Origin of the sequence: Exiguobacterium sp. s143, assembly GCF_018618895.1 — a bacterium.
Classification (GTDB): Bacteria; Bacillota; Bacilli; order Exiguobacteriales; family Exiguobacteriaceae; genus Exiguobacterium_A; species Exiguobacterium_A abrahamii.
Map to the genome: position 1 here is coordinate 110,441 of NZ_JACSMX010000002.1, position 22,416 is coordinate 132,856.

Sequence of the window (22,416 nt, forward strand, 5' to 3'; positions counted from 1 at the left end):
TCATGTTAACAGGTAAACAAAAACGTTTTTTACGCGCGACAGCTCACGACTTAAACCCGATTTTCCAAGTCGGTAAAAATGGAGTCGGAGAAGCGATGTGCGCTGATTTGATGGATGCGCTCGAAAAACGGGAACTCTTGAAAGTACAAGTATTGCAAAATTGTGCGGACGCACCGAAGGATGTCGCACAAGAACTCGTCGCAGGAACGAATGCTGAACTCGTTCAAGTCATCGGAAAAGTCATCGTTCTCTATAAAGAATCAAAAGAGAACAAGACGCTCGAATTGCCACGATGAAAATCGGACTGATGGGCGGAACGTTCGATCCTCCGCATATCGGTCATCTCCTGATTGCCGAACAAGCGCAGGAACAACTCGAACTCGATGCGGTCTGGTTCGTACCAGCGAATGTGCCACCGCATAAACAACGTACAGTCACAGACGCAACCAAGCGTTTACGCCTTGTAGAAGAAGCAATTGCATTGAATCCTGCTTTTTCCGTCTCGGCAATCGAGTTTGAGCGCGAAGAGCCTTCCTATACGTATGATACGATTCGTGCACTCAAGCACCGGTACCCGGAGCATGAGTTTCTGTTTCTCATTGGAGCAGACTCACTCGTGAGCCTCGATACGTGGTATCAAGCCGAACGGTTATACGAGGAAGTCGTCTTTGGTGCCGTCGCTCGACCGGGCAGTCGGTATCTGATTCCGCGTGGTGCCCGTGTGAAAGCAGTCGATATGCCATTGCTAGAAATTTCTTCGACGGATATCCGGCAACGGGTCGCGCGCGGACGGAGCATTCGCTACCTTGTACCGGAAGCCGTTCGACAACGGATTGAGGAGTGGAATCTATATGCGCCTTGAAGAAGCACGTCAAATCATTGAGCGTACGTTGCCTGAGCGACGCTATGTGCATACATTAGGTGTCGTCGAGACAGCGCGACACTTGGCTCTTAAATATGGTGTTGACGAAGAAGAAGCAACACTTGCTGCTATGCTTCATGATTATGCGAAATACCGCGATACGAATGAGATGCGTTCGATTGCCGTTGAATTGAATCAACGTGTTTTACTCGATTATGATGACGAACTGCTTCATGCGCCAGTAGGTGCGGAGCTTGTCCGTCGAGAACTTGGTCTTGATTCAGATGTGATTTATCAGGCCATCGCAAATCACACGACGGGGGCACCCGGTATGCCGTTGCTCGATCAAATCATCTTCGTCGCGGATGCGATTGAACCAAATCGCAGTTATCCAGGTGTCGAAGCGCTTCGTGAAGTAGCGGAGCAGGATTTGACGGACGCTGTCATTGCAACACTCAGTCAGACGATTCATTTTTTATGTAAAAAACAAGCCATCATCTTTCCGCGTACGATTGAGACTTATAATGCCTTCGTCGCGGCCAAACGAAAGGGGACCGTCCTATGACAGTCGAACAAGAATTACAATTAATCGTAAATGCCATCGACGATAAACGCGCTGAAGATATCGTCGTCCTGAATATGTCGAGCATCTCACCAGTTGCCGACTACTTCGTCATCTGTGAAGGGAATTCAGAAAAACAAGTACAGGCAATCGCACGTGAACTCAAAGAAGTCGCGCACGAACATAACCTGCCGATCAAACGTCTCGAAGGATTCGATGCGGCACGTTGGGTGTTAGCGGATCTTGAAAACGTCGTCGTTCACGTCTTCCACCGTGACGATCGTGATTACTATAATCTCGAAAAACTCTGGGCAGATGCTCCAAAGGTTGAAGTCGAGGTCAACTAATGGCATACGAACAGTTCGCCTACATCTATGATGAATTGATGCAAGACGTCCCGTACGATCAATGGGTCGACTGGGTCAAAGCATACGTTCCGACTGGCAGTACGATTGCTGATATCGGATGTGGAACGGGTACGGCGACGCTTGCATTAGCGGCGCACTATGAGATGCTCGGAATCGATTTATCGGAAGAGATGCTCGAAGTCGCGCAGGAAAAAGCGATGGAAGAGGGATTACGCATTCAATTCTGGGCGCAAGACATGCGCGAAATCGAATTGCCGACACCTGTCGATGCCGTGACGATCCTATGCGACTCCTTGAACTATCTCCGGACGGAAGAGGATGTCAAACAGACGTTTACACATGTAGCAGCAATCCTCAAAGAGGGTGGACGTCTCTTATTTGATACACACTCTCCATACAAGATGGAAACGTTGTTCAATGGAAAGACATATGCGACACATGCGGAGCAAAGTTCGTATATCTGGTTCGCGGATCCTGGTGAAGCACCGCTTTCTGTCGTCCATGAACTGACTTTCTTCATCGAGGAAGAGGACGGTCGCTACGAGCGTGTCGATGAAACGCATCATCAGCGGACATATCCTCCAGCACAGTACGTGACGTGGTTACGCGACGCCGGATTCCGGGTTCTTGCGGTCACAGGCGATTTTGGACCGGATGCTCCTTCTGAGACAGCCGAGCGGATTTTCTTCGTTGCTGAAAAAATGTAAAAGTGATCTCATCCGTCTTCTTTAAGCGATACACGTTCGTGTTGCTTGAAGGAGACGGATTTTTTGTTCGTCAAACAGATGCTAATTCAAAGTTACGGTATGGATGATATGATCTTTATCCGACATAACACACCGTATCATGTTGTAAAAGAGTGGTTAGTGCGTATTCCTTCGTTTCCTGAAGTCCGTAGCGACCTGTTAGAGTCGTGGAAAAAGGAGGGATTCGTCTTGACCGTTCCACGTTTGCAACAGATCGCAGGTCTCGTCGTCGTCCTGCTACTCATCATTTTATTGTTCGTACCATTACCCTCTTGTTCGAATGAAGCGATGGTCGATCAACCGTCCTTAACGGATAAACAACAAGAGGCAAAAGCAGAGCCAGTAGAAAAAGATACCTCGATTCGTGACAAACTCATCATGGTCGATGTGAAAGGGGCGGTAGAAGCACCTGGACCCTATCAATTCCACCTCGGTGATCGAGTGAAGGATGCAATCGAAAAAGCAAAGACGACTGAGAAAGCTGACATTCGACAAATGAATCTCGCGGCACGTCTCATTGATGGACAGGAAGTCATCGTGCCGGTAAAAAAGACGAAAGATCAGCCGAAACCAACGAAACGCTCAAAAGCAGAGATACCAAAAGGACTGATTGACCTCAATGCGGCAACGGCGGAACAGTTGATGGAGGTTCCGGGAATCGGTCCTGCCAAAGCAGAAGCGATCTTAGCCTATCGTGAGGAGAAGGGAGGATTTGCGACGTATGAATCACTCGGAGATGTAAAGGGCTTTGGGGAAAAGACGTTAGAATCGCTTAAATCCTACCTGATCGTCTACTGATGCCGCTTCATGCGCTGTTCGTTCTCTTACTCATTGTCGCCATTAAAGAATCGATCTGGTGGTTAGTGACGCTGATGCTATTTACTGTCATGAAGTCATGGTCTTTTTCAATCGGTCGTCTTTTCTTTTTGTTCATTCTGAGTTGTCTATTCATCGGAATGGGTCATCTGTCACCTGAACCGCACGACGTCTCGTCTGTTGACATCTTATCAGGTAAGCGTAATGGGGATCGAATTCGCTATGATGCGGAGAGCAATGGTCAATCGGTTCTATTGACGGCAACGATTGCAGAAGATGAGACAGGATACGAACGAATCGGTTACTCCTGTCACGTCAATACGGAACCGCTCGATGTCCGCCAACAATCGAATGCGGGAGGTTTTGACGAACTGCAATTCATGCATACGCATCGTTACGCTGGAAAGTGGGAAGTACGTTCGTTTGATTCCTGTCATCCGACACTTGGGTATGCGGCAGAAGGAAGACGGGTACGTGAAGCATGGTTGAAACGGATAGAAGACTTGTTACCACAAAAGCAAGCATTCTACGTCGAAGCACTTGTATTTGGTGAGGATCGATTAATGGATCAAGTGACGCTCGAACGGTTTAAGAAATTCGGCTTATTACATGCGATCGTCATTTCAGGATCACATATCGCTTTTTTAGTAGTTAGTCTGCTGTACGTCTTACGAAAAATCAGAATGACAAAAGAAAAACGACTTGATATCGTTCTGATCTTACTGCCGATTTACGGATGGTTGACGGAGTGGAGTCCTCCAGTCACGCGGGCTGTGCTCGTCGCGATCATTCTGTTGCTCGGTCGTCGTTTCCACAAACCGTTAGATCCGGTCGAGGTCATTGCGGGGGTCGCAGCTTTTCAATTAGCGATTCAACCAACTGTCATTTACGATATCGGATTTCAATTGACGGTCGGACTGACGCTGTTTCTTGTGCTGTCGAGACGACTCATGGGTTCGGTTCGTCGTCCTTGGAACTGGCTGCTTATCAGTGCTTGGGCACAGTTTGGAACACTCCTCTTTTTACAGGGTATTGAACAGACGACGTTTTCAATTTGGTCGCCATTCTTGAACTTATTGATTGGTGGCTGGATTGAATGGGTGATTCTGCCGGGATCGTTCATTCTTGCGACACTTCCGTTCTTACCGATTCGTTCAACGTTTCAGATCGCGCATCAGTATGCGATTCAATGGATGGATCAAGCGTTACGACTGGCGGAGGATCTACCGTTGGCGATGGTTGCCGTTCCGGCATTTTCTCCTATCGTCTTGACGATTGTCGTTGTCGGAACGGGAATCGCTTGGTTCATTGCTGAGCGGAGATGGTGGGGGCATGCTCTACCGTTGATCCTTTTACTTACGGCATGGGGCTACACGGAGTGGCACGCACCTGAACAGATCACTTTTTTAGATGTCGGGCAAGGCGATAGTATCGTGCTTGAGAAAGCAGGAGAGACATTCGTCGTGGATACCGGTGGCGTTTATCAACAAACGACGCATCCACTGCTTCGTCCGTTTGATCCAGGTAGTCATATCGTCGCGCCCTTTTTATTCACACGAGGAGAAGCAGAAATCGACGGTCTCATCGTGACGCATGCTGATCATGATCACGTCGGTGGACTTCTAGGATTACTGCGTCAAGTTCGCGTGAAAACCATTTATTTAGGTGCGTATGACAACACGGATGAGAAGCGAAACGATTTGATTCGTTCGATCGAAGCAACTGGGACGCGTGTCGAGTTCGTTCAAAAGGGGCAAACGATTCGTCCTTGGTTACATGTACTTGCACCGACTGAACGAGAAGAAGAAGAGAACGATCGGTCTATCATATTACTTGCACAGATTGCCAAACAACGTGTTTTACTGACGGGTGACGCTGGACTAGCAATCGAGGACGAATTAAGCGTTGGACCAATCGATATTCTAAAAGCAGGTCATCATGGTTCGAACACGTCGACCGGTGAAGAACTCTTGCAGAAGACAAATCCGAAGATTGTCATCTTATCAGTCGGACGAAAAAATCGATACGGGCATCCGCATCCGGACGTGCTTGAGCGGATCGGGACAGATCGGATCGTCTTTCGAACGGATGAGGACGGGAGTATAACTTGTTCTTCAGCGGGCTGTGAACCTATGATAAAATAAAAAAACAGCAACCCCCCAAGGTTGCTGTTTTACTGATTATAGACTTAAGAACTTAATTGCGACACCGATGATGAACAAGACTGCGAAGAAGCCGAATGATGCACCAAAACCAACGGCAGAGTCGAGCGCATCGTTGCGTTTTGATTGAATATCGTTCTCGAACGCGTTTTCACTTGGTGGGCGTACTGAATGTGCCATGCTGCATTCCCCCTTAATAGATTCCGCTTCTAGTATAGCGGAATAAAAGAGGATTATCTATGATGAAGTTAAGAACAAACTGTGAAATGTGGTGGGAATGATGAAAACTCCTTGGCTCGTCAACGGAAAATTAGCGAATTTATACTTATTATATGGAACAGAACGACACTTGTTAGAAGAATGGGAACGTGAAATCGTAAAAGCGGCTCTGCCGGACGGAGAACGCTTTGATTATATGAAAATCGATTTGAACGACCAACCGCTTGATGCGGTACTCGATGAAGCGGAGACGGTACCCTTTTTAAGCGACTACCGCGTCGTCGTTGCAAAACCTGCAACGTTCCTGACAGGAGCAAAAGATAAAAAACAACATAACCTCGAACGGTTAGCGGATTATATCTTACAACCGGCAGACTACGCGGTCGTTGTCTTGATCGTCGAAGCAGAAAAGCTCGATGAACGAAAAACCGTCGTCAAACGATTGAAGGAGCGCGCGACGGTACTAGAGGCAAAAAAACCGACGACCGAAGAGTTGTTCCGCTTCGTTCTGGATGCTGTCAACGACAAAGGATACCGGATGGAACGTCCAGCAATCGAGCGACTCATTTTCTTGACTGCTGAGATGTGGGGGACATTAGCCCATGAACTTGAGAAGTTGATGTTGTTTGCAGGGGACCGACCAACAATCGAAATCGAGGATGTCGATTTGCTTGTTCCGCGGACATTAGAGGACAACGTCTTTCAATTAACGGACTACTTGATGAAGCGTCAACTCGAACCAGCGATCCGCTTGATTCGCGACCTTGAAAAACAAGGACAGGAAGTGTTGGCTCTCCTTGGACTGATGGCACGCCAATACCGGATGATGTTGCTGTCGAAACGATTAGCAGAACAAGGATACGGAGAACGACAAATCGCATCAAAAGTCGGAGCTCATCCGTATGCGATCAAATTGGCACTCCAGTCTGCCAAACGGTTTACGTTTGCGCAGCTCGAGCAAGCACTCATCGCCATCACGACGACAGATGAAGGTATGAAAACAGGACGCGGTGATAAGAAGATTCTATTCGATGCGTTGATTGTTCGCTTAGCGACGCTATAAGAGGAGGCAAACGATGATGGAAGTCCAGGTCATTACAGCAGAAGAGGTCATCCCATTACGGCATGATGTGTTACGTCCACATCAACCACGTGAAGCATGTGTTTATCCAGACGATACCTTGCCATCGACGTTTCATCTCGGCGGGATAAAAGCACAACAAATCGTCGCAATCGGTAGTTTCTCGGAACAATCGCATGCACAAGCGCCAGGAGCGACGTATCAGCTTCGTGGTATGGCGTCGAGTGAAGACGTGCGTGGTGAAGGGTATGGTCGGGCGCTGATCGAAGAAGCCCGTCGTCTATTGAAAGAACGTCAAGTGACAGCATGGTGGTGTAACGCCCGCGTCACGGCACTTCCTTTTTATGAGCGCCTCGGACTGGAACGTGTTGGAGAACCGTTCCTCATTGAAGGGATCGGTCTTCACTATGTCATGATCGATCGTCTAGACGACAAGTAAGACAAGAAATGGCGGACGAAGGAATCGTTTTACACGAGTCCTTCGTCCGCCATTTTAGATCATATAAAAAATCGCCACTGGAGATACCTCCTAGTGGCGACCCATCACCGTATTCTTCGGAAAGAATTAAAGTGCGTTTACGAGTTTAGCGAGACGTGATTTGTCACGACCAGCTTTGTTGCTGTGGATGAGACCTTTAGCAGCAGCTTTGTCGATTTTTTTAGAAGCTGTAGCGAAAGCAAGGACCGCTTGGTCTTTGTTACCTTCAGCTGCGAAAGTTTCGACTGCTTTAATCGCTGAACGCATTGCCGATTTACGTTGTACGTTAGCGACGCGGCGTTTTTCAGCTGTTTTAACGCGTTTGATTGCTGATTTAATGTTAGCCATGGATGATTCACCTCCAATAAAACTCATTCGAGATTTATATTCGCATATCTGCAGTTATCGTTCAACAGAACAAACACAATTGTAGCAAACGTTTTTCTTAAAAGCAATACGACGTCTAGGGAATCTTCACATTTTGTTTTTCGGGTAAAACAAAACGAGATAGTACAGTGAAGCGCTTTTTGGTATAATGAACCGTATGTACGTTTGAAAATAAGGTAAGGTGACTCTAAACATGACGAATGAAGACCGTTTAAAGCGGCAGAAGAGTATTCGTAACTTCTCGATCATTGCCCATATCGATCACGGGAAGTCGACACTCGCTGACCGAATTTTAGAAAAAACTGGCGCGTTGACATCGCGCGAAATGAAAGATCAGACACTTGATGCCATGGATCTCGAACGTGAGCGTGGCATCACGATTAAACTCAACGCTGTTCAATTGAAGTATACAGCAAAAGATGGGGAAGATTACATTCTTCACCTCATTGATACACCTGGACACGTCGACTTCACATATGAAGTCTCGCGTTCACTTGCAGCTTGTGAAGGGGCTGTCCTCGTCGTCGATGCGGCGCAAGGAATCGAAGCGCAGACGCTTGCGAACGTTTACTTAGCACTCGACAACGATCTCGAAATCCTTCCGATCATTAACAAAATCGATTTACCTTCTGCGGATGTCGAACGCGTCCGTCAAGAAATCGAAGATGTCATCGGACTCGATGCATCTGAAGCCGTTCCGACTTCTGCGAAGGCAGGGATCGGTATTGAAGAAATTCTCGAACAAATCGTCGAGAAAGTACCAGCGCCGACGGGTGATCCGTCTGCACCACTCGAAGCATTGATCTTTGACTCCTATTATGACGCTTACCGTGGTGTCGTAGCATCGATTCGAATCGTCAACGGAACAGTTAAAGTTGGCGATAAGATTCGGATGATGTCGACAGGTAAGGACTTTGAGGTTCTGGAACTTGCCGTTGCGACACCAAAACCATTACGTCAGCAAGAATTGACGGTCGGTGATGTTGGGACGTTGTCTGCTTCGATCAAAACGGTCGGCGACGTACGTGTCGGGGATACGATTACGCTTGCGAAACAGCCAGCTACTGAAGCACTGCCAGGATACCGTAAGATGAATCCGATGGTATACTGTGGACTCTATCCAATCGATGCTGCGAAATACAACGATTTACGAGAAGCGCTTGAAAAACTACAACTTAGTGACGCGGCGCTTGAGTTCGAACCAGAGACATCACAAGCACTCGGATTCGGATTCCGTTGTGGATTCCTCGGGATGCTCCACATGGAAATCATCCAGGAGCGGATCGAACGTGAATTCAACATCGATATGATCACGACGGCACCATCGGTTATCTATCACGTGACGACGACAGCGGGTGAAGTCTTGCACGTCGATAACCCATCGAAGATGCCGGATCAGCAAAAAGTCGAATTCATCGAAGAGCCGTTCGTTAAGGCTGCTGTCATGACACCGAATGATTACGTCGGTGCGATCATGGAGTTGTGCCAGAAGAAGCGTGGGACATTCGTTGACATGCAATACATCGATACGACACGTGTCAAAATCACGTATGAGTTACCGTTATCTGAGATCGTCTACGACTTCTTCGATCAGTTGAAATCGAGTACGAAAGGGTATGCGTCACTTGATTATGAATTGATCGGCTACCAACAGTCGCGTCTCGTCAAGATGGACATCCTGCTCAACAACGAGAACGTCGATGCGCTCAGCTTCATCGTTCACCGTGACTTCGCGTACGAACGCGGGAAAGTCATCGTTGATAAGTTGAAAGAATTGATTCCGCGGATGCAGTTCGAAGTGCCGATCCAGGCCGCTGTCGGAACGAAGATCGTTGCTCGTTCGACGATCAAGGCATTACGGAAGAACGTTCTCGCGAAATGTTACGGGGGAGATATCTCTCGGAAACGGAAGCTGCTCGAGAAGCAAAAAGAAGGTAAGAAACGCATGAAGATGGTAGGCTCAGTAGAGGTACCGCAAGAAGCCTTCATGTCCGTTCTATCCATGGACGAAGATTAAACAGGTGGGGGGCGCTTGCGTCCCCTTTTTGGTTTTTATAGAGAAAGGATGAGGCGAAATGGGAATACGCGCCGCATATGTCCACATCCCTTTTTGTGAACATATTTGTTACTACTGTGATTTCAATAAAGTCTTTTTAAAAAATCAGCCCGTCGATGAATACCTCGATGCGCTCGAACGCGAAATCGAACTGACGTTGAAACAATACCCGACGGATCATCTCGAGACGATCTTCATCGGTGGCGGAACACCAACCGCTTTAAATGAACCACAGATGCAACGGTTGATGGAAATCATCCAGAAACACTTGTTGCCCCTGACAGGCGATGATTTAGAATACACGGTCGAGTCGAATCCAGATGGTGTATCAGAAGAGAAACTCGATATCATGAAGGCGGGCGGTGTCAACCGCGTCAGTTTCGGTGTCCAATCGTTTGACGACGGTTTGCTCGAACGCATCGGTCGAACGCACCGGGAAGCAAAAGTCGCGCAGACGCTCGACGCAGCAGCGAAACGATTTGATAACATCTCCGTCGACTTGATGTTCGGGTTACCGAATCAGACGCTCGATCAGGTCCGCTACGACGTCACGCGGGCGCTACAATTACCGATCACGCATATCTCCTCCTATTCATTGATCTTAGAACCGCACACGGTCTTTGCGATTCAAGAGCGAAAAGGAAAGTTACCGCTACCGACGCAAGATCTCGAGGCAGAGATGTATCAAGTGATGATCGATACGATCGAAGCAGGTGGATATGCGCAGTATGAGATCTCGAACTTCGCGCAAACAGGAAAAGAGAGTCGTCATAATCGCGTCTACTGGGAAAACGATGAGTACTACGGATTCGGTGCAGGATCACACAGCTACATCAATCAGACGCGTCGTGCGAACATCGCACCAATTCCGCACTATATCAAGGCGGAAGGGTTACCGGTTCGAAAAGAGACGCCGTTGACGAACGTCGAGCGGATGGAAGAAGAGATGTTCCTCGGACTTCGAATGAAGGATGGCGTATCACTCGAACGTTTCCAGACGAAATATGGAGTAGCGTTTGAAGATGTGTTTGGTGATGTCATGAAACGTTTATTGCCAAACGGTCTCGTCGAACAGACGGAGACACATATCCGTTTGACGCCTGCCGGTATTCCGTTAGCGAACGAAGTCTTTGCAGAGTTCATCGGTGAAGCGCAGGTTCAATGAATCTTGAATAAATGAAAGGAAGCGGTGTTCCCTTAAAAAGAGGAATACCGCTTCTTTTCATTTTTTGGATTTCCTTACAAAATAGGCAGTCGTTCCGATGACCGCGATGAACAGCCAGACAAAGACTCCTGCCATTGCCAATAATTCAATCATCCGATTCATCCTTTCCGTTCTTTGTTTCACTGTATCGCAGAATGGGAAACTGTTCAAAGGGTCACGCAATTCGGTTGACATCGGACGGACAATTCCTTATAGTAAAAGATGTAATTAGCACTCGTTAAAAGTGAGTGCTAACAAAATAAGGTGGTGAAGAAGGTGCTGACGGATCGTCAATTGTTGATTTTACGTGCAATCGTCGATGATTACATCAAGACTGCTCAACCCGTCGGCTCACGGACGCTCTCCAAGCGAGACGACGTGACGTTCAGTTCCGCGACCATTCGTAACGAGATGGCGGACCTCGAAGAGATGGGTCTGATTGAAAAGCCACACACTTCCGCAGGACGGATTCCTTCCGAACTCGGATATCGTTTTTATGTCGACCATCTGATTCGTCCGGAAAGCATCACACCAAAAGAAGCGCAGGCATTGAAATCACTCTTTGCCCATTCCGTGAATGAGAATGATCGGTTGATTCGGCACACAGCAGACCTGTTGAGCGATTTAACCCATTACACGACGCTTGTACTTGGACCAAAAGAAGAAGGACAACGCTTGCATCATCTGGAATTGATTCCTCTTGCCGAAGGTCGTGTCGTCATCGTTCTCGTCACGGAGACGGGACATGTCGAACACAAGACCTTGCAATTGAGTCAAGCGTTGTCCCAGGAAGCAGCGAGCCGACTGATGGAACGTCTGAATCAGACGTTACGCGGTACGCCGCTCTCAGCCTTGCGCAGTCGTCTGCTCGAGGAAATCCATCGCTTCCGTTCAGAGCATTCTGAACAGACGGTGTTGCTTTCGAAGGCACTTGATCTCGTCTTGACGGATCAAGAGGAGCGACCGTTCATCTATCTGGGCGGGAAAGCCAACATGTTCGATCAGCCTGAATTTCAGGACGTCGCAAAACTACGACCTGTTCTCGAGTTGATCGAACAGCAAGAAGCCGTTCTCGACTTCCTCCGACCGAATCTCGATAATCAAATCCTGATCACGATCGGGAGTGAGAACAATGTGGATGCATTAAAAGATTGTAGCGTCATCCGGGCCCATTATTCGGTCGACGGTGTCTCGATCGGGACACTCGCTTTGATCGGACCGAAACGGATGGATTACAACCGGGGAATCAACTCGATCATCCATCTACTTCAAGCATTCCAAACCGAATTGCATAAGAACAATTTGGATTGAATATAGAAAGGGGCTCGATTCAGAGTGGAAGAAAAAGAACAGAATCAAAACCTCCAACAAGAAGAAAACGTGACAGAGCCGACTGAAACCGTCGAAGTCACAGAGGAAGAAGTCATCCAAGCGGATCTCGTCGAAGACGAGAAACCAGACTTCGAAGCACAACTCGCAGAAGCAAAAGCTTCAGAATTACGCCTCCGTGCGGATTTTGAGAACTTCAAACGCCGCAACCGTGTCGAAGCAGAGAATCGCGCGAAGTATTCTTCACAAGCGATCGTCGAAAAGCTATTGCCACTCGTCGATAACTTGGACCGTGCGCTCCAAATCGAGACGGAAAACGAAGAGACGAAATCCGTCTTGACGGGTGTTGAGATGGTGAAACGTCAACTCGTCGAAACGCTTCAAAACGAAGGTGTCGTCGAGATTCCAGCTGTCGGTGAAGCGTTCGATCCGAACTTACACCAAGCGGTCGTTCAAGAAGCGAGCGAAGAACACGAATCAGGCGTCGTCATCGCTGAATTCCAAAAAGGGTACAAATTGCACGATCGTGTGATTCGTCCGAGTATGGTTAAAGTAGCTGAGTAATCGGCTTGCACTTTATTATTCCAATCATTGAAAGCGAGGAAATAGATCATGGCAAAAATCATCGGTATTGACTTAGGTACAACGAACTCATGTGTTGCAGTAATGGAAGGTGGCGAACCAGTCGTCATCGCTAACGCAGAAGGAAACCGTACGACACCATCTGTCGTCGCATTCAAAAACGGCGAGCGTCAAGTAGGGGAAGTCGCAAAACGTCAAGCGATCACGAACCCGAACACGATCATGTCGATTAAGCGTCATATGGGTACGGACTATAAAGTAGAAGTCGAAGGCAAAGACTACACACCACAAGAAGTCTCTGCGATCATCCTTCAAAAACTAAAAGCGCAAGCAGAAGACTACCTCGGTGAAAAAGTCACAGAAGCTGTCATCACAGTACCTGCTTACTTCAACGATGCGGAACGCCAAGCGACAAAAGACGCTGGTACGATTGCTGGTCTTGATGTAAAACGGATCATCAACGAGCCTACAGCGGCAGCACTCGCATACGGTCTCGAAAAAGGCGAAGATCACACGATCCTCATCTATGACCTTGGTGGCGGTACGTTCGACGTGTCGATCCTTGAACTTGGTGATGGCGTCTTTGAAGTTGTTTCAACTGCTGGTGACAGCCGTCTTGGTGGAGATGATTTCGACCAAAAAATCATCGACCATCTTGTAGCAGAATTCAAAAAAGAAAACGGCATCGATCTTGCTCAAGATAAGATGGCGCTTCAACGTTTGAAAGATGCAGCTGAAAAAGCGAAAAAAGACCTTTCAGGTGTTTCTTCAACACAAATCAGCCTTCCGTTCATCACAGCTGGCGCATCAGGTCCACTTCACTTGGAAATGACACTTTCACGCGCGAAATTCGACGATCTCACAGCAGATCTCGTTGAACGTACGATGGAACCAACACGCCGTGCTATGAACGATGCAGGTCTGACACCAGACAAAATCGACAAAATCATCCTCGTTGGTGGTTCGACTCGTATTCCTGCAGTTCAAAAAGCAATCCAAGACTTCACTGGTAAAGAATCGTTCAAAGGGGTTAACCCGGATGAAGTCGTTGCACTCGGTGCAGCGGTTCAAGGTGGCGTATTGACAGGAGACGTCAAAGACGTCGTTCTTCTCGACGTAACTCCACTCTCACTCGGTATCGAGACAATGGGTGGCGTGATGACGAAATTGATCGATCGCAACACAACGATCCCGACTTCGAAATCACAAGTCTTCTCGACTGCGGCAGACAGCCAACCAGCTGTTGACATCCACGTCCTCCAAGGGGAACGTCCAATGGCAGCAGATAACAAAACACTCGGTCGCTTCCAATTGACGGACATTCCACCAGCACCACGTGGCGTGCCACAAATCGAAGTTAAATTCGACATCGATGCGAACGGTATCGTTAACGTTTCTGCGAAAGATCTCGGAACGAACAAAGAACAGTCGATCACGATCCAATCATCAAGCGGTTTGACTGAAGCGGATATCGAGCAAATGGTCAAAGATGCAGAAGCAAACGCGGACGCAGACAACAAGCGTAAAGAAGAAGTCGAATTACGCAACGAAGCAGACCAACTCGTCTTCGCAACAGATAAAGCAATCAAAGACCTCGGTGAGCAAGTCGCTGACGCTGATAAAGAAAAAGCAGAAGCTGCAAAAGAAAAAGTAACAAAAGCTCTCGAAGGAACAGACATCGAAGCAATCCGTTCTGCAAAAGACGAATTGTCGACAGTCGTCCAAGAGTTGACACAAAAAGTCTACGAGAACATGGCACAGCAACAAGCTGGCGCTGAAGGCGCACAAGCTGGTAGCCAAGACGACAACGTCATGGACGCTGAGTTCGAAGAAGTCGACGAGAAAGACAACAAGTAATTCATCCGACCGATTTTTCGGGCGCTAGAGAGAGCCAAAGCGTATCCGCGCTTTGGCTCTTTCCATGTCGCACGAAGTTCGGTAAAATCAAACAGTATGAAATGAATCGGAATAGAGAGAGGAAGACTGCACGTGGAAAAACGCGATTATTATGAAGTACTAGGCGTCGCGCGCGATGCCTCATCAGCGGAAATCAAACGCGCGTACCGTAAGCTTGCCCGGACGTATCACCCGGACGTCAATAAGGAAGCAGATGCGGATGCGAAATTCAAGGAATTATCGGAAGCATATGAAGTGTTATCCGATGACAATAAACGAGCACGTTACGATCAATTCGGTCACCAAGATCCATCACAAGGTGGCGGTGGATTCAGTGGAGCTGAAGGATTTGGCGACATCTTCGACATGTTCTTCGGTGGCGGACGTCGTCAAGATCCAAACGCACCACGTAAAGGACAGGATTTACAATACGTCGAGGAAATCGACTTCATGGAATCGGTCACAGGCGTCGAGAAGACGATTACGATTCCAGTCGAAGAAGATTGCGGTACATGTCATGGTTCGGGTGCTAAACCAGGAACACATCCGGAAACATGTAAACGATGCGGTGGTTCGGGGCATATCAACGTCGAACAAAACACGATGTTCGGTCGTGTCGTCAACCAAACGACATGTTCGACATGTCATGGCCGTGGACAAATCGTCAAGGAGCCATGTGAAACATGTCGTGGAGCCGGTCGCGTCCGTAAAAACAAAGATGTCCGTGTCAAAATTCCAGCAGGGATCGACAATGGGCAACAAATCCGTTTAGCAGGCAAAGGGGAAGCTGGTGTCAACGGTGGACCAGCGGGTGACTTGTATGTCGTCGTTCGTGTCGCAGCACACGAACTGTTCGAACGTGTCGACGATCATATCGTCATGGATATGCCACTTACATTCGCGCAAGCAACACTTGGCGATGAGATCGAAGTGCCGACTGTTCACGGTAAGGTCAGTCTGAAGATTCCAGCCGGAACACAGACAGGATCACGGTTCCGTCTCCGTGGAAAAGGGATGCCGAACGTCCGGTCCGGTCACCATGGCGACCAGTACGTCAATGTCGTCGTCATTACACCGAAGAATCTGACGGAACGTCAAAAAGAACTCTTACGGGAATTCAATGAAATCAGCGATGAAAAAGGTGTCGAAGAGCAACACGAAGGTGTCTTCAGCCGGATCAAGACATTCTTCACAGGGTGATCACTACAGAGGAGCGTGACAAGAAATGAAATGGTCAGAGATCTGTGTCCATACGACACAAGAAGCCATCGAAGCAGTTTCAAACATCTTACATGAAGCGGGAGCAAGCGGAGTCGTTATCGAGGATGTCGAAGATTTCGAGATGATGTCCCACCGCGAAGATAACTTCGGTGAAATTTGGGATGAGACGAAACGGGACGAGTACCCGACTCAAGGTGTACTCGTGAAGGCGTATCTTGCAGAAAGCAGCGATTTGACGGACACGATCAAAGGCATCGAACATGATATCCAGCAGTTGACGAACTTTGGTTTGTCGATTGGCACGGGTGCTGTCACGCTGACTCAAGTAGATGAAGAAGATTGGGCACATTCATGGAAACAATTCTATAAGCCGGTCAAAATTAGTCGCCATCTGACGGTCGTCCCAATGTGGGAAGATTATACACCACAACCGGATGAAAAAATCATCGAGCTCGATCCAGGCATGGCGTTCGGAACGGGAACACACCCGACGACGGTCCTCTGTATTCAAGCGATTGAGAACTACTTGCAAGAGCAAGACCGTGTCGTCGATGTCGGAACGGGATCCGGTGTCCTAGCGATTGCAGCTGCGAAGCTTGGGGCAAAAGATGTCTTTGCACTGGATTTAGACGAAGTCGCTGTCAAATCGGCGACGGAAAACGTCGCTTTGAACGAAGTCAGTGAGCAGATCACGGTCCGTCAAGGCGACTTGATGAAGGAATTGAGTGAGCCGGTCGAGTTGATCGTCGCAAACATCTTAGCGGAAGTCATCCTCCTCTTCGTCAAGGATGCTTATACATTGACGTTACCAGGCGGTCATTTCATCGCTTCCGGTATCATCAGTCAGAAGAAGGATATGGTCGTCCAAGCGATGCAAGAAGCAGGTTTCACAATCGTCGAGACGACTAAGCTTGAGGACTGGGTCGCGATCATCGCGAAACGGGAGGCGTAAACGCATGCAACGGTATTTCGTCGAGCCCTCGATGCGTCAGGGAGATGTCTTTCATCTCCCGAAAGACGACGCACACCATATGAAAAACGTCATGCGGATGGAAGTCGGCGGAGAGATTCTCGTACTCGACGGGACAGGTCTTTACCGGTGCCGTCTGGAAGCACTCGATAAACAAGCGGCTTCTGCCCGGATCGAAGAGACTCTACCGATCGAGACGGAATTACCGATTCGTGTGACGATCGCCCATGGATTGCCAAAAGGCGATAAGATCGAACTCGTTGCCCAAAAAGCAACGGAACTCGGGATCCATCATCTACGAATTTTCGAAGCCGACCGTTCCGTCTCGAAATGGGATCAGAAGAAGGTTCCGAAAAAGATTGAACGACTCGAAAAAATCGTCAAGGAAGCAGCGGAACAATCGTACCGTGCCCACTTGCCGACAGTCGACTTCGTGGCGTATGATGAAGTCTTACAGGATGCATCGAACTATACGGCTTGTCTGGTTGCCTATGAAGAATCAGCGAAACAAGGGGAGGCCTCCGTCCTCGCTACGACGCTTGCTGGATTGCAAGAGGGTGATTCCCTTCTTGTCGTCATCGGACCTGAAGGTGGGTTCGCTGAAGCAGAAATCGCACGTTTGACGGATGCCGGTTTTAAAAAAGCCGCTCTAGGGCGTCGCATCTTACGGACGGAAACGGCACCATTGTATGTCCTTTCCGCCGTCTCGTATCATTTTGAATTGAAAGGGTGAACGAAATGGCAACTGTTGCCTTTCAAACGCTTGGCTGTAAAGTCAACCATTACGAAACAGAAGCTGTCTGGCAACTGTTCAAGGACGCTGGCTACGCACGCGTTGATTTTGCTGATCATGCGGACGTGTATGTCGTCAATACATGCACGGTCACGAATACCGGAGATAAGAAAAGTCGCCAAGTCATCCGACGGGCGATTCGCCAAAATCCGGATAGTGTCATCTGCGTAACGGGTTGTTATGCTCAAACGTCTCCTGCTGAGATCATGGCGATTCCTGGCGTCGATGTCGTCGTCGGAACACAAGATCGGCATAAAATGATTGGATACATCGAACAATTCCGTGAAGAACGCATGCCAATCAATGCGGTCGGAAACATCATGAAAGCAAAAGTCTATGAAGAACTGGATGTACCGGCCTTTACGGACCGGACACGGGCTTCGCTGAAAATTCAAGAAGGTTGTAACAACTTCTGTACGTTCTGTATCATCCCATGGGCGCGTGGTCTCATGCGGTCTCGTCAACCGGAAGATGTCTTGAAGCAAGCACAACAGCTCGTTGATGCGGGTTACAAAGAAATCGTCTTGACGGGAATCCATACAGGTGGATACGGAGAAGACTTGAAAGACTACAACTTAGCAAAATTACTTAAAGCACTCGAATCCGTCAATGGACTTGAACGCTTGCGCATTTCGTCGATCGAAGCGAGTCAAATCACGGACGAGGTACTTGATGTCCTGAAGGATTCGCCGATCGTCGTTCGTCACTTGCACGTTCCGATCCAGTCGGCATCCGATACGGTCCTTCGCCGGATGCGCCGCAAGTATACGATGGCAGAATTCGGAGAACGGATCACGCGTCTGAAGGAAGTCCTTCCTGACTGTGCAATCACATCGGATGTCATCGTTGGTTTCCCAGGTGAGACGGAAGAAGAGTTCATGGAAACGTTCAACTTCATCAATGACCATAAGTTCAGTGAGTTGCATGTCTTCCCGTACTCGAAACGGACCGGTACACCGGCTGCGATGATGGACGATCAAGTCGAGGAATCGATCAAAGAAGAACGCGTCGCGCGTTTGATTGCTTTATCAGATCAACTCGCGAAGGAATATGCTTCGAAATACGAAGGAGAACTGCTTGAGATCATTCCGGAAGAATTTTCGGAAGAAGCAGGGGGTCGTCTTGTCGGTTACACGGATAACTATCTGCGTGTTGCAATCGAAGGCGATGAGTCAATGATCGGACAACTCGTTCGTGTCAAAATCATGAAAGCCGGCTATCCGATGAATGATGGTCAATTCGTCCGCATCATGCAGACATTAAAAGACGCTGCAGTCTAATCGAAAGGGCAAAGGAAACCTCTGGTTTTCTTTGCCACTTTTTTTGTTTTCATTTCAGGAATGCGCTACACTGAATACAGTTCAATTAAGGAAAGAGGATATCATTCATGCGAATCAACAAATTCATTAGCGAAACGGGCTTTTGCTCAAGACGTGCTGCCGATAAACTAATCGATGCAGGTCGTGTGACGATCAACGGTCTGACAGCAGAACTCGGCTCGCAAGCTGAAGAAACGGACGTCGTCGAAATCGACGGTCAGCCGCTCCAGACAAAACCAAAACCTGTCTACATCGTCTTAAATAAACCAGTCGGCATCACGTGTACGACAGAGCTTGATATCGAAGGAAACATCATCGATTTCGTCAATCATCCGAAGCGGATTTTCCCAATCGGTCGCCTCGATAAAGATTCAGACGGCTTGATTCTGTTGACGAATGACGGTGATGTCGTTAACCGGATCTTACGAGCAGAAAACAATCACGACAAAGAATATATCGTAACCGTCGATGCACCAATTACGGATACGTTCATTCAAGGGATGGCGAGTGGTGTTGACATTCTCGGTACGACAACGAAGGAATGCATCGTTGAACCACTTGAGACACGGACATTCCGGATCATTTTGACGCAAGGGTTAAATCGTCAGATTCGCCGTATGTGTAAAGAGTTCGGCTACCGAGTTAAGCGTCTGCAACGCGTCCGGATCATGAATATCGAGCTCGGCGATTTACCAATCGGTTCTTGGCGTGATTTGACAGAAGAGGAATTACGCGAATTGTTTACGACGCTTGACGGGCAATAAGGTTCAAAGAAAGTCGCCACTGGCGGCTTTCTTCTTACATAAGGGGGATGACCGTGGATAAACGGGGTATGAGTGCGACATTCGTCGCCTACGTGATTGGTGGACTGTTGCCGATCTACAAAGTATTTGCTGCTGGTATTCCAGCATGGACGGTCGTTTCGATTCGGATTTTGAGTGCGTTCATTTTCGTGACACTGTTGTTACGCCTGACGAAGAAATTCCAATTCGTTCGTCAATTATGGCAAAACAAACGTCAGCGCTATACCGTGCTTGCGGCAGGGCTCGTATTAGGTGGGAACTGGTCGCTCTATCTGTACGCCATCGGGGAAGGCTATATCGTTGAGTCGTCACTCGGGTATTACATCAATCCGCTCGTCAGCGTCTTGTTCGGTTTGATCTTTTTTAAGGAACGATTGACGCGTCCGCAAGTGATTGCAATTTTATCAGCAATCATCGGTGTGATGATTTTAACGCTCGGTTATGGTCAATTTCCGATCATCGCCTTTTCACTTGCCGTTTCGTTCGCATTTTACGGTGTACTAAAGAAAAAGGCAGCAGCCGAACCATTATCCGGATTATTTTTAGAGACACTCGTCACGCTTCCGTTCGCTCTCTTGACGCTTGGTGTGACAGATAGTCAACCGCTTGCGATGCCGACGAGTGCATTGATTGCGATCATCATGCTCGGAATCGCAACAGCAGTCCAATTGATGTTATTCGGATACGGAATGCCGAAAATCCCGTTCGTCTACGTCGGGATTCTCCAATACATTGCCCCGACGCTGACGCTGCTCCTTGGAATTTATCTATTTAATGACGTCTTTACGACGATTCACTTCATCGCTTTCCTGTTCATTTGGATTGCTGTTGCTCTCTTTACGATCAGCGGTTTATCAGCAGGAAAGATGCGAATGAAAAAGGTATCATAATGAAAGAGGGGATTACGTGAATCTACCAGGATTCTTTGCGACACTTGTCGCGTATATCATTTGGGGACTCTTACCGCTCTACTGGAAGATGCTCGCCAATGTACCGAGTGAAGAGATACTGGCACACCGGATCATCTGGTCATTCTTATTTCTGCTCATCTTATTATCATTTCAAAAAGCGCTTGGGAAGTGGAAGACGGCGCTGCGCGATCCGTTGACGCGCCGACTCTTTTTCTTAAACGGACTGATCATCAGTCTGAACTGGTTCATCTATATCTGGGCCGTCAATCATCAATTCATTGTCGAAGCGTCGCTTGGTTATTACATCAACCCGCTCGTCAGCATCGTCTTTGGTGTCGTATTCTTTCGGGAAAAACTTTCACGGATCGAATGGATCTCGATTGTTCTTGCGACAATCGGTGTCTTGATTTTGACGATTGGCTACGGCGAGTTTCCATGGATTTCGATCGCACTTGCCTTAAGCTTCGGCTTTTACGGCGTCGTCAAAAAGCGGCGACCACTCGAATCAACGGTCAGTCTGACGCTCGAGACGATGGCGCCGCTTCCGCTTGCTTTGATTTTCCTCGGCTATTGGCAAGTACAGGGAACGTCTTCGATGACCGAATCTGTCGGTACGACGACCGGGCTCATCTTGACCGGGATTGTCACCGCTGTTCCACTTTTGTTATTCGGATTCGGGGCACAACGAATTCCGTTCACATGGGTCGGATTCCTCCAATTCGTCGCACCAACCTTGTCGCTTGGACTCGGTGTATTGCTGTATCACGAACCATTTACTAAAACACATATGGTGGCGTTTACATGTATTTGGACAGCAGCAATCGTCTTTACGCTCAATGGTGTCTGGATTCGGAAAAAACAGCTTCGAAAAGTCGCTTAAAAAGATAGAAGTCTGACCTCTTGCGTGATAGAATAAAAACAGAGTCTAAGGGATACCCTTAAGGAGGACAACAAACATGAATTTAGCAGGAATGATCGACCATACGGCACTGAAGCCAGAAACATCACGTGCTCAGATCGAAACACTCTGTAAAGAAGCATTAGAATACAAATTTGCAAGCGTCTGTGTTAACCCAACATACGTCGCGTTAGCAGCAGAACTCTTAAAATCAGATGATGACGTCAAAGTATGTACAGTCATCGGCTTCCCACTTGGAGCAAACACGCCAGAAGTGAAAGCATTCGAAACAAAGGATGCGATCCAAAACGGTGCAACAGAAATCGATATGGTTCTCAACATCGGCGCATTAAAAGATGGTGATCTTGAGTTAGTAGAACGTGACATTCGTGCGGTTGTCGAAGCGGCAAACGGTACACTCGTTAAAGTCATCTTCGAAAACTGCCTTCTTACAAAAGAAGAAATCAAAACAGCTGCTGAACTTTCAGTTAAAGCAGGTGCTAACTTCGTGAAGACATCGACTGGTTTCTCAACTGGTGGTGCTACAGTTGAAGACATCCGTCTCATGCGTGAGACAGTTGGTCCTGACATCGGTGTTAAAGCATCTGGTGGTGTTCGCGACTTCGAAGGTGCAAAAGCAATGATCGATGCAGGTGCATCGCGAATTGGTGCATCAGCAGGGATTGCAATCGTTACAGGCGGTACGTCTGATAGCGACTACTAAGAATATCTGATATGTCCCTCTTTTTAAGA

Annotated in this window: 24 protein-coding genes; 22 read left to right on the forward strand and 2 right to left on the reverse strand. The window is 48.0% G+C overall.

Features of this window, described 5'->3' with window-relative positions; genetic code table 11:
• Positions 1-2: 2 nt before the first annotated feature.
• The 7 genes from yhbY to KNQ03_RS08845 all read left to right on the forward strand — a co-directional run bounded on the left by yhbY (position 3) and on the right by KNQ03_RS08845 (position 5,498).
• Positions 3-296, forward strand: coding sequence for a ribosome assembly RNA-binding protein YhbY (yhbY, locus tag KNQ03_RS08815; protein WP_023467424.1), 294 nt, complete (start codon positions 3-5; stop codon positions 294-296).
• On the forward strand, positions 293-862 hold the full coding sequence (nadD, locus tag KNQ03_RS08820) for a nicotinate-nucleotide adenylyltransferase (protein WP_214724405.1): 570 nt from the start codon (positions 293-295) through the stop codon (positions 860-862). Before yhbY ends, nadD begins: the two co-directional genes overlap by 4 nt.
• Complete coding sequence (yqeK, locus tag KNQ03_RS08825; RefSeq protein WP_023467426.1) at positions 852-1,427, forward strand: bis(5'-nucleosyl)-tetraphosphatase (symmetrical) YqeK; 576 nt, start codon at positions 852-854, stop codon at positions 1,425-1,427. Before nadD ends, yqeK begins: the two co-directional genes overlap by 11 nt.
• A complete protein-coding gene (rsfS, locus tag KNQ03_RS08830) occupies positions 1,424-1,771 on the forward strand; it encodes a ribosome silencing factor (RefSeq protein ID WP_023467427.1) in 348 nt (115 codons plus the stop codon). Before yqeK ends, rsfS begins: the two co-directional genes overlap by 4 nt.
• Positions 1,771-2,499: a class I SAM-dependent DNA methyltransferase gene (locus tag KNQ03_RS08835; RefSeq protein ID WP_058704798.1), complete on the forward strand. Its 729-nt coding sequence runs from the start codon at positions 1,771-1,773 to the stop codon at positions 2,497-2,499. Before rsfS ends, KNQ03_RS08835 begins: the two co-directional genes overlap by 1 nt.
• A gap of 78 nt (positions 2,500-2,577) precedes the next feature.
• Positions 2,578-3,336, forward strand: coding sequence for a helix-hairpin-helix domain-containing protein (locus KNQ03_RS08840; RefSeq protein WP_251140275.1), 759 nt, complete (start codon positions 2,578-2,580; stop codon positions 3,334-3,336).
• Positions 3,336-5,498: a DNA internalization-related competence protein ComEC/Rec2 gene (locus KNQ03_RS08845; RefSeq protein WP_214724407.1), complete on the forward strand. Its 2,163-nt coding sequence runs from the start codon at positions 3,336-3,338 to the stop codon at positions 5,496-5,498. The genes KNQ03_RS08840 and KNQ03_RS08845 overlap by 1 nt, the downstream gene beginning before the upstream one ends.
• Before the next feature lie 36 nt (positions 5,499-5,534).
• Here the strand turns inward: KNQ03_RS08845 and KNQ03_RS08850 are convergent, their stop codons facing one another.
• A complete protein-coding gene (locus tag KNQ03_RS08850; RefSeq protein ID WP_023467431.1) occupies positions 5,535-5,696 on the reverse strand; it encodes a YqzM family protein in 162 nt (53 codons plus the stop codon).
• A 100-nt stretch (positions 5,697-5,796) separates the two neighbouring features.
• Here KNQ03_RS08850 and holA point away from each other — a divergent pair, with 100 nt between their 5' ends.
• Both holA and KNQ03_RS08860 read left to right on the forward strand, forming a co-directional pair.
• A complete protein-coding gene (holA, locus tag KNQ03_RS08855) occupies positions 5,797-6,798 on the forward strand; it encodes a DNA polymerase III subunit delta (protein ID WP_023467432.1) in 1,002 nt (333 codons plus the stop codon).
• A gap of 13 nt (positions 6,799-6,811) precedes the next feature.
• Positions 6,812-7,255 carry a GNAT family N-acetyltransferase gene (locus KNQ03_RS08860; protein ID WP_251133344.1) on the forward strand — a complete coding sequence of 148 codons (444 nt, stop codon included), beginning with the start codon at positions 6,812-6,814 and terminating at the stop codon, positions 7,253-7,255.
• Positions 7,256-7,381: 126 nt separating this feature from the next.
• Here the strand turns inward: KNQ03_RS08860 and rpsT are convergent, their stop codons facing one another.
• Positions 7,382-7,642, reverse strand: a complete 261-nt coding sequence (gene rpsT / locus KNQ03_RS08865; RefSeq protein WP_023467434.1) for a 30S ribosomal protein S20 — start codon at positions 7,640-7,642, stop codon at positions 7,382-7,384.
• Positions 7,643-7,874: 232 nt separating this feature from the next.
• Here rpsT and lepA point away from each other — a divergent pair, with 232 nt between their 5' ends.
• From lepA to deoC, 13 genes are all read left to right on the forward strand, one after another.
• Positions 7,875-9,698 (forward strand): translation elongation factor 4, encoded by a 1,824-nt coding sequence (lepA, locus tag KNQ03_RS08870; RefSeq protein ID WP_023467435.1) that lies wholly within the window; start codon positions 7,875-7,877, stop codon positions 9,696-9,698.
• Positions 9,699-9,756: 58 nt separating this feature from the next.
• The gene (hemW, locus tag KNQ03_RS08875) at positions 9,757-10,902 is read left to right on the forward strand and encodes a radical SAM family heme chaperone HemW (RefSeq protein WP_214724410.1); all 1,146 of its coding nucleotides are present in this window, start codon (positions 9,757-9,759) and stop codon (positions 10,900-10,902) included.
• A 315-nt stretch (positions 10,903-11,217) separates the two neighbouring features.
• Positions 11,218-12,252, forward strand: coding sequence for a heat-inducible transcriptional repressor HrcA (gene hrcA, locus KNQ03_RS08880; protein WP_214724412.1), 1,035 nt, complete (start codon positions 11,218-11,220; stop codon positions 12,250-12,252).
• A 24-nt stretch (positions 12,253-12,276) separates the two neighbouring features.
• The gene (gene grpE / locus KNQ03_RS08885; RefSeq protein WP_023467440.1) at positions 12,277-12,834 is read left to right on the forward strand and encodes a nucleotide exchange factor GrpE; all 558 of its coding nucleotides are present in this window, start codon (positions 12,277-12,279) and stop codon (positions 12,832-12,834) included.
• Between the two features lie 48 nt (positions 12,835-12,882).
• On the forward strand, positions 12,883-14,709 hold the full coding sequence (dnaK, locus tag KNQ03_RS08890; RefSeq protein ID WP_029341001.1) for a molecular chaperone DnaK: 1,827 nt from the start codon (positions 12,883-12,885) through the stop codon (positions 14,707-14,709).
• Positions 14,710-14,841: 132 nt separating this feature from the next.
• Positions 14,842-15,948, forward strand: a complete 1,107-nt coding sequence (dnaJ, locus tag KNQ03_RS08895) for a molecular chaperone DnaJ (protein ID WP_023467442.1) — start codon at positions 14,842-14,844, stop codon at positions 15,946-15,948.
• Positions 15,949-15,973: 25 nt separating this feature from the next.
• A complete protein-coding gene (prmA, locus tag KNQ03_RS08900) occupies positions 15,974-16,921 on the forward strand; it encodes a 50S ribosomal protein L11 methyltransferase (RefSeq protein ID WP_029341002.1) in 948 nt (315 codons plus the stop codon).
• 4 nt (positions 16,922-16,925) lie between these two features.
• Positions 16,926-17,672: a 16S rRNA (uracil(1498)-N(3))-methyltransferase gene (locus tag KNQ03_RS08905; RefSeq protein ID WP_058704804.1), complete on the forward strand. Its 747-nt coding sequence runs from the start codon at positions 16,926-16,928 to the stop codon at positions 17,670-17,672.
• 5 nt (positions 17,673-17,677) lie between these two features.
• Positions 17,678-19,012, forward strand: a complete 1,335-nt coding sequence (mtaB, locus tag KNQ03_RS08910) for a tRNA (N(6)-L-threonylcarbamoyladenosine(37)-C(2))-methylthiotransferase MtaB (RefSeq protein ID WP_214724414.1) — start codon at positions 17,678-17,680, stop codon at positions 19,010-19,012.
• A 107-nt stretch (positions 19,013-19,119) separates the two neighbouring features.
• The gene (rluF, locus tag KNQ03_RS08915; RefSeq protein WP_023467446.1) at positions 19,120-19,815 is read left to right on the forward strand and encodes a 23S rRNA pseudouridine(2604) synthase RluF; all 696 of its coding nucleotides are present in this window, start codon (positions 19,120-19,122) and stop codon (positions 19,813-19,815) included.
• Positions 19,816-19,862: 47 nt separating this feature from the next.
• Complete coding sequence (gene rarD / locus KNQ03_RS08920) at positions 19,863-20,744, forward strand: EamA family transporter RarD (protein WP_238239084.1); 882 nt, start codon at positions 19,863-19,865, stop codon at positions 20,742-20,744.
• A gap of 16 nt (positions 20,745-20,760) precedes the next feature.
• Positions 20,761-21,645 carry an EamA family transporter RarD gene (gene rarD / locus KNQ03_RS08925; RefSeq protein WP_214724416.1) on the forward strand — a complete coding sequence of 295 codons (885 nt, stop codon included), beginning with the start codon at positions 20,761-20,763 and terminating at the stop codon, positions 21,643-21,645.
• Positions 21,646-21,721: 76 nt separating this feature from the next.
• The gene (gene deoC / locus KNQ03_RS08930) at positions 21,722-22,387 is read left to right on the forward strand and encodes a deoxyribose-phosphate aldolase (protein WP_023467449.1); all 666 of its coding nucleotides are present in this window, start codon (positions 21,722-21,724) and stop codon (positions 22,385-22,387) included.
• The last annotated feature ends 29 nt before the right edge of the window (positions 22,388-22,416 follow it).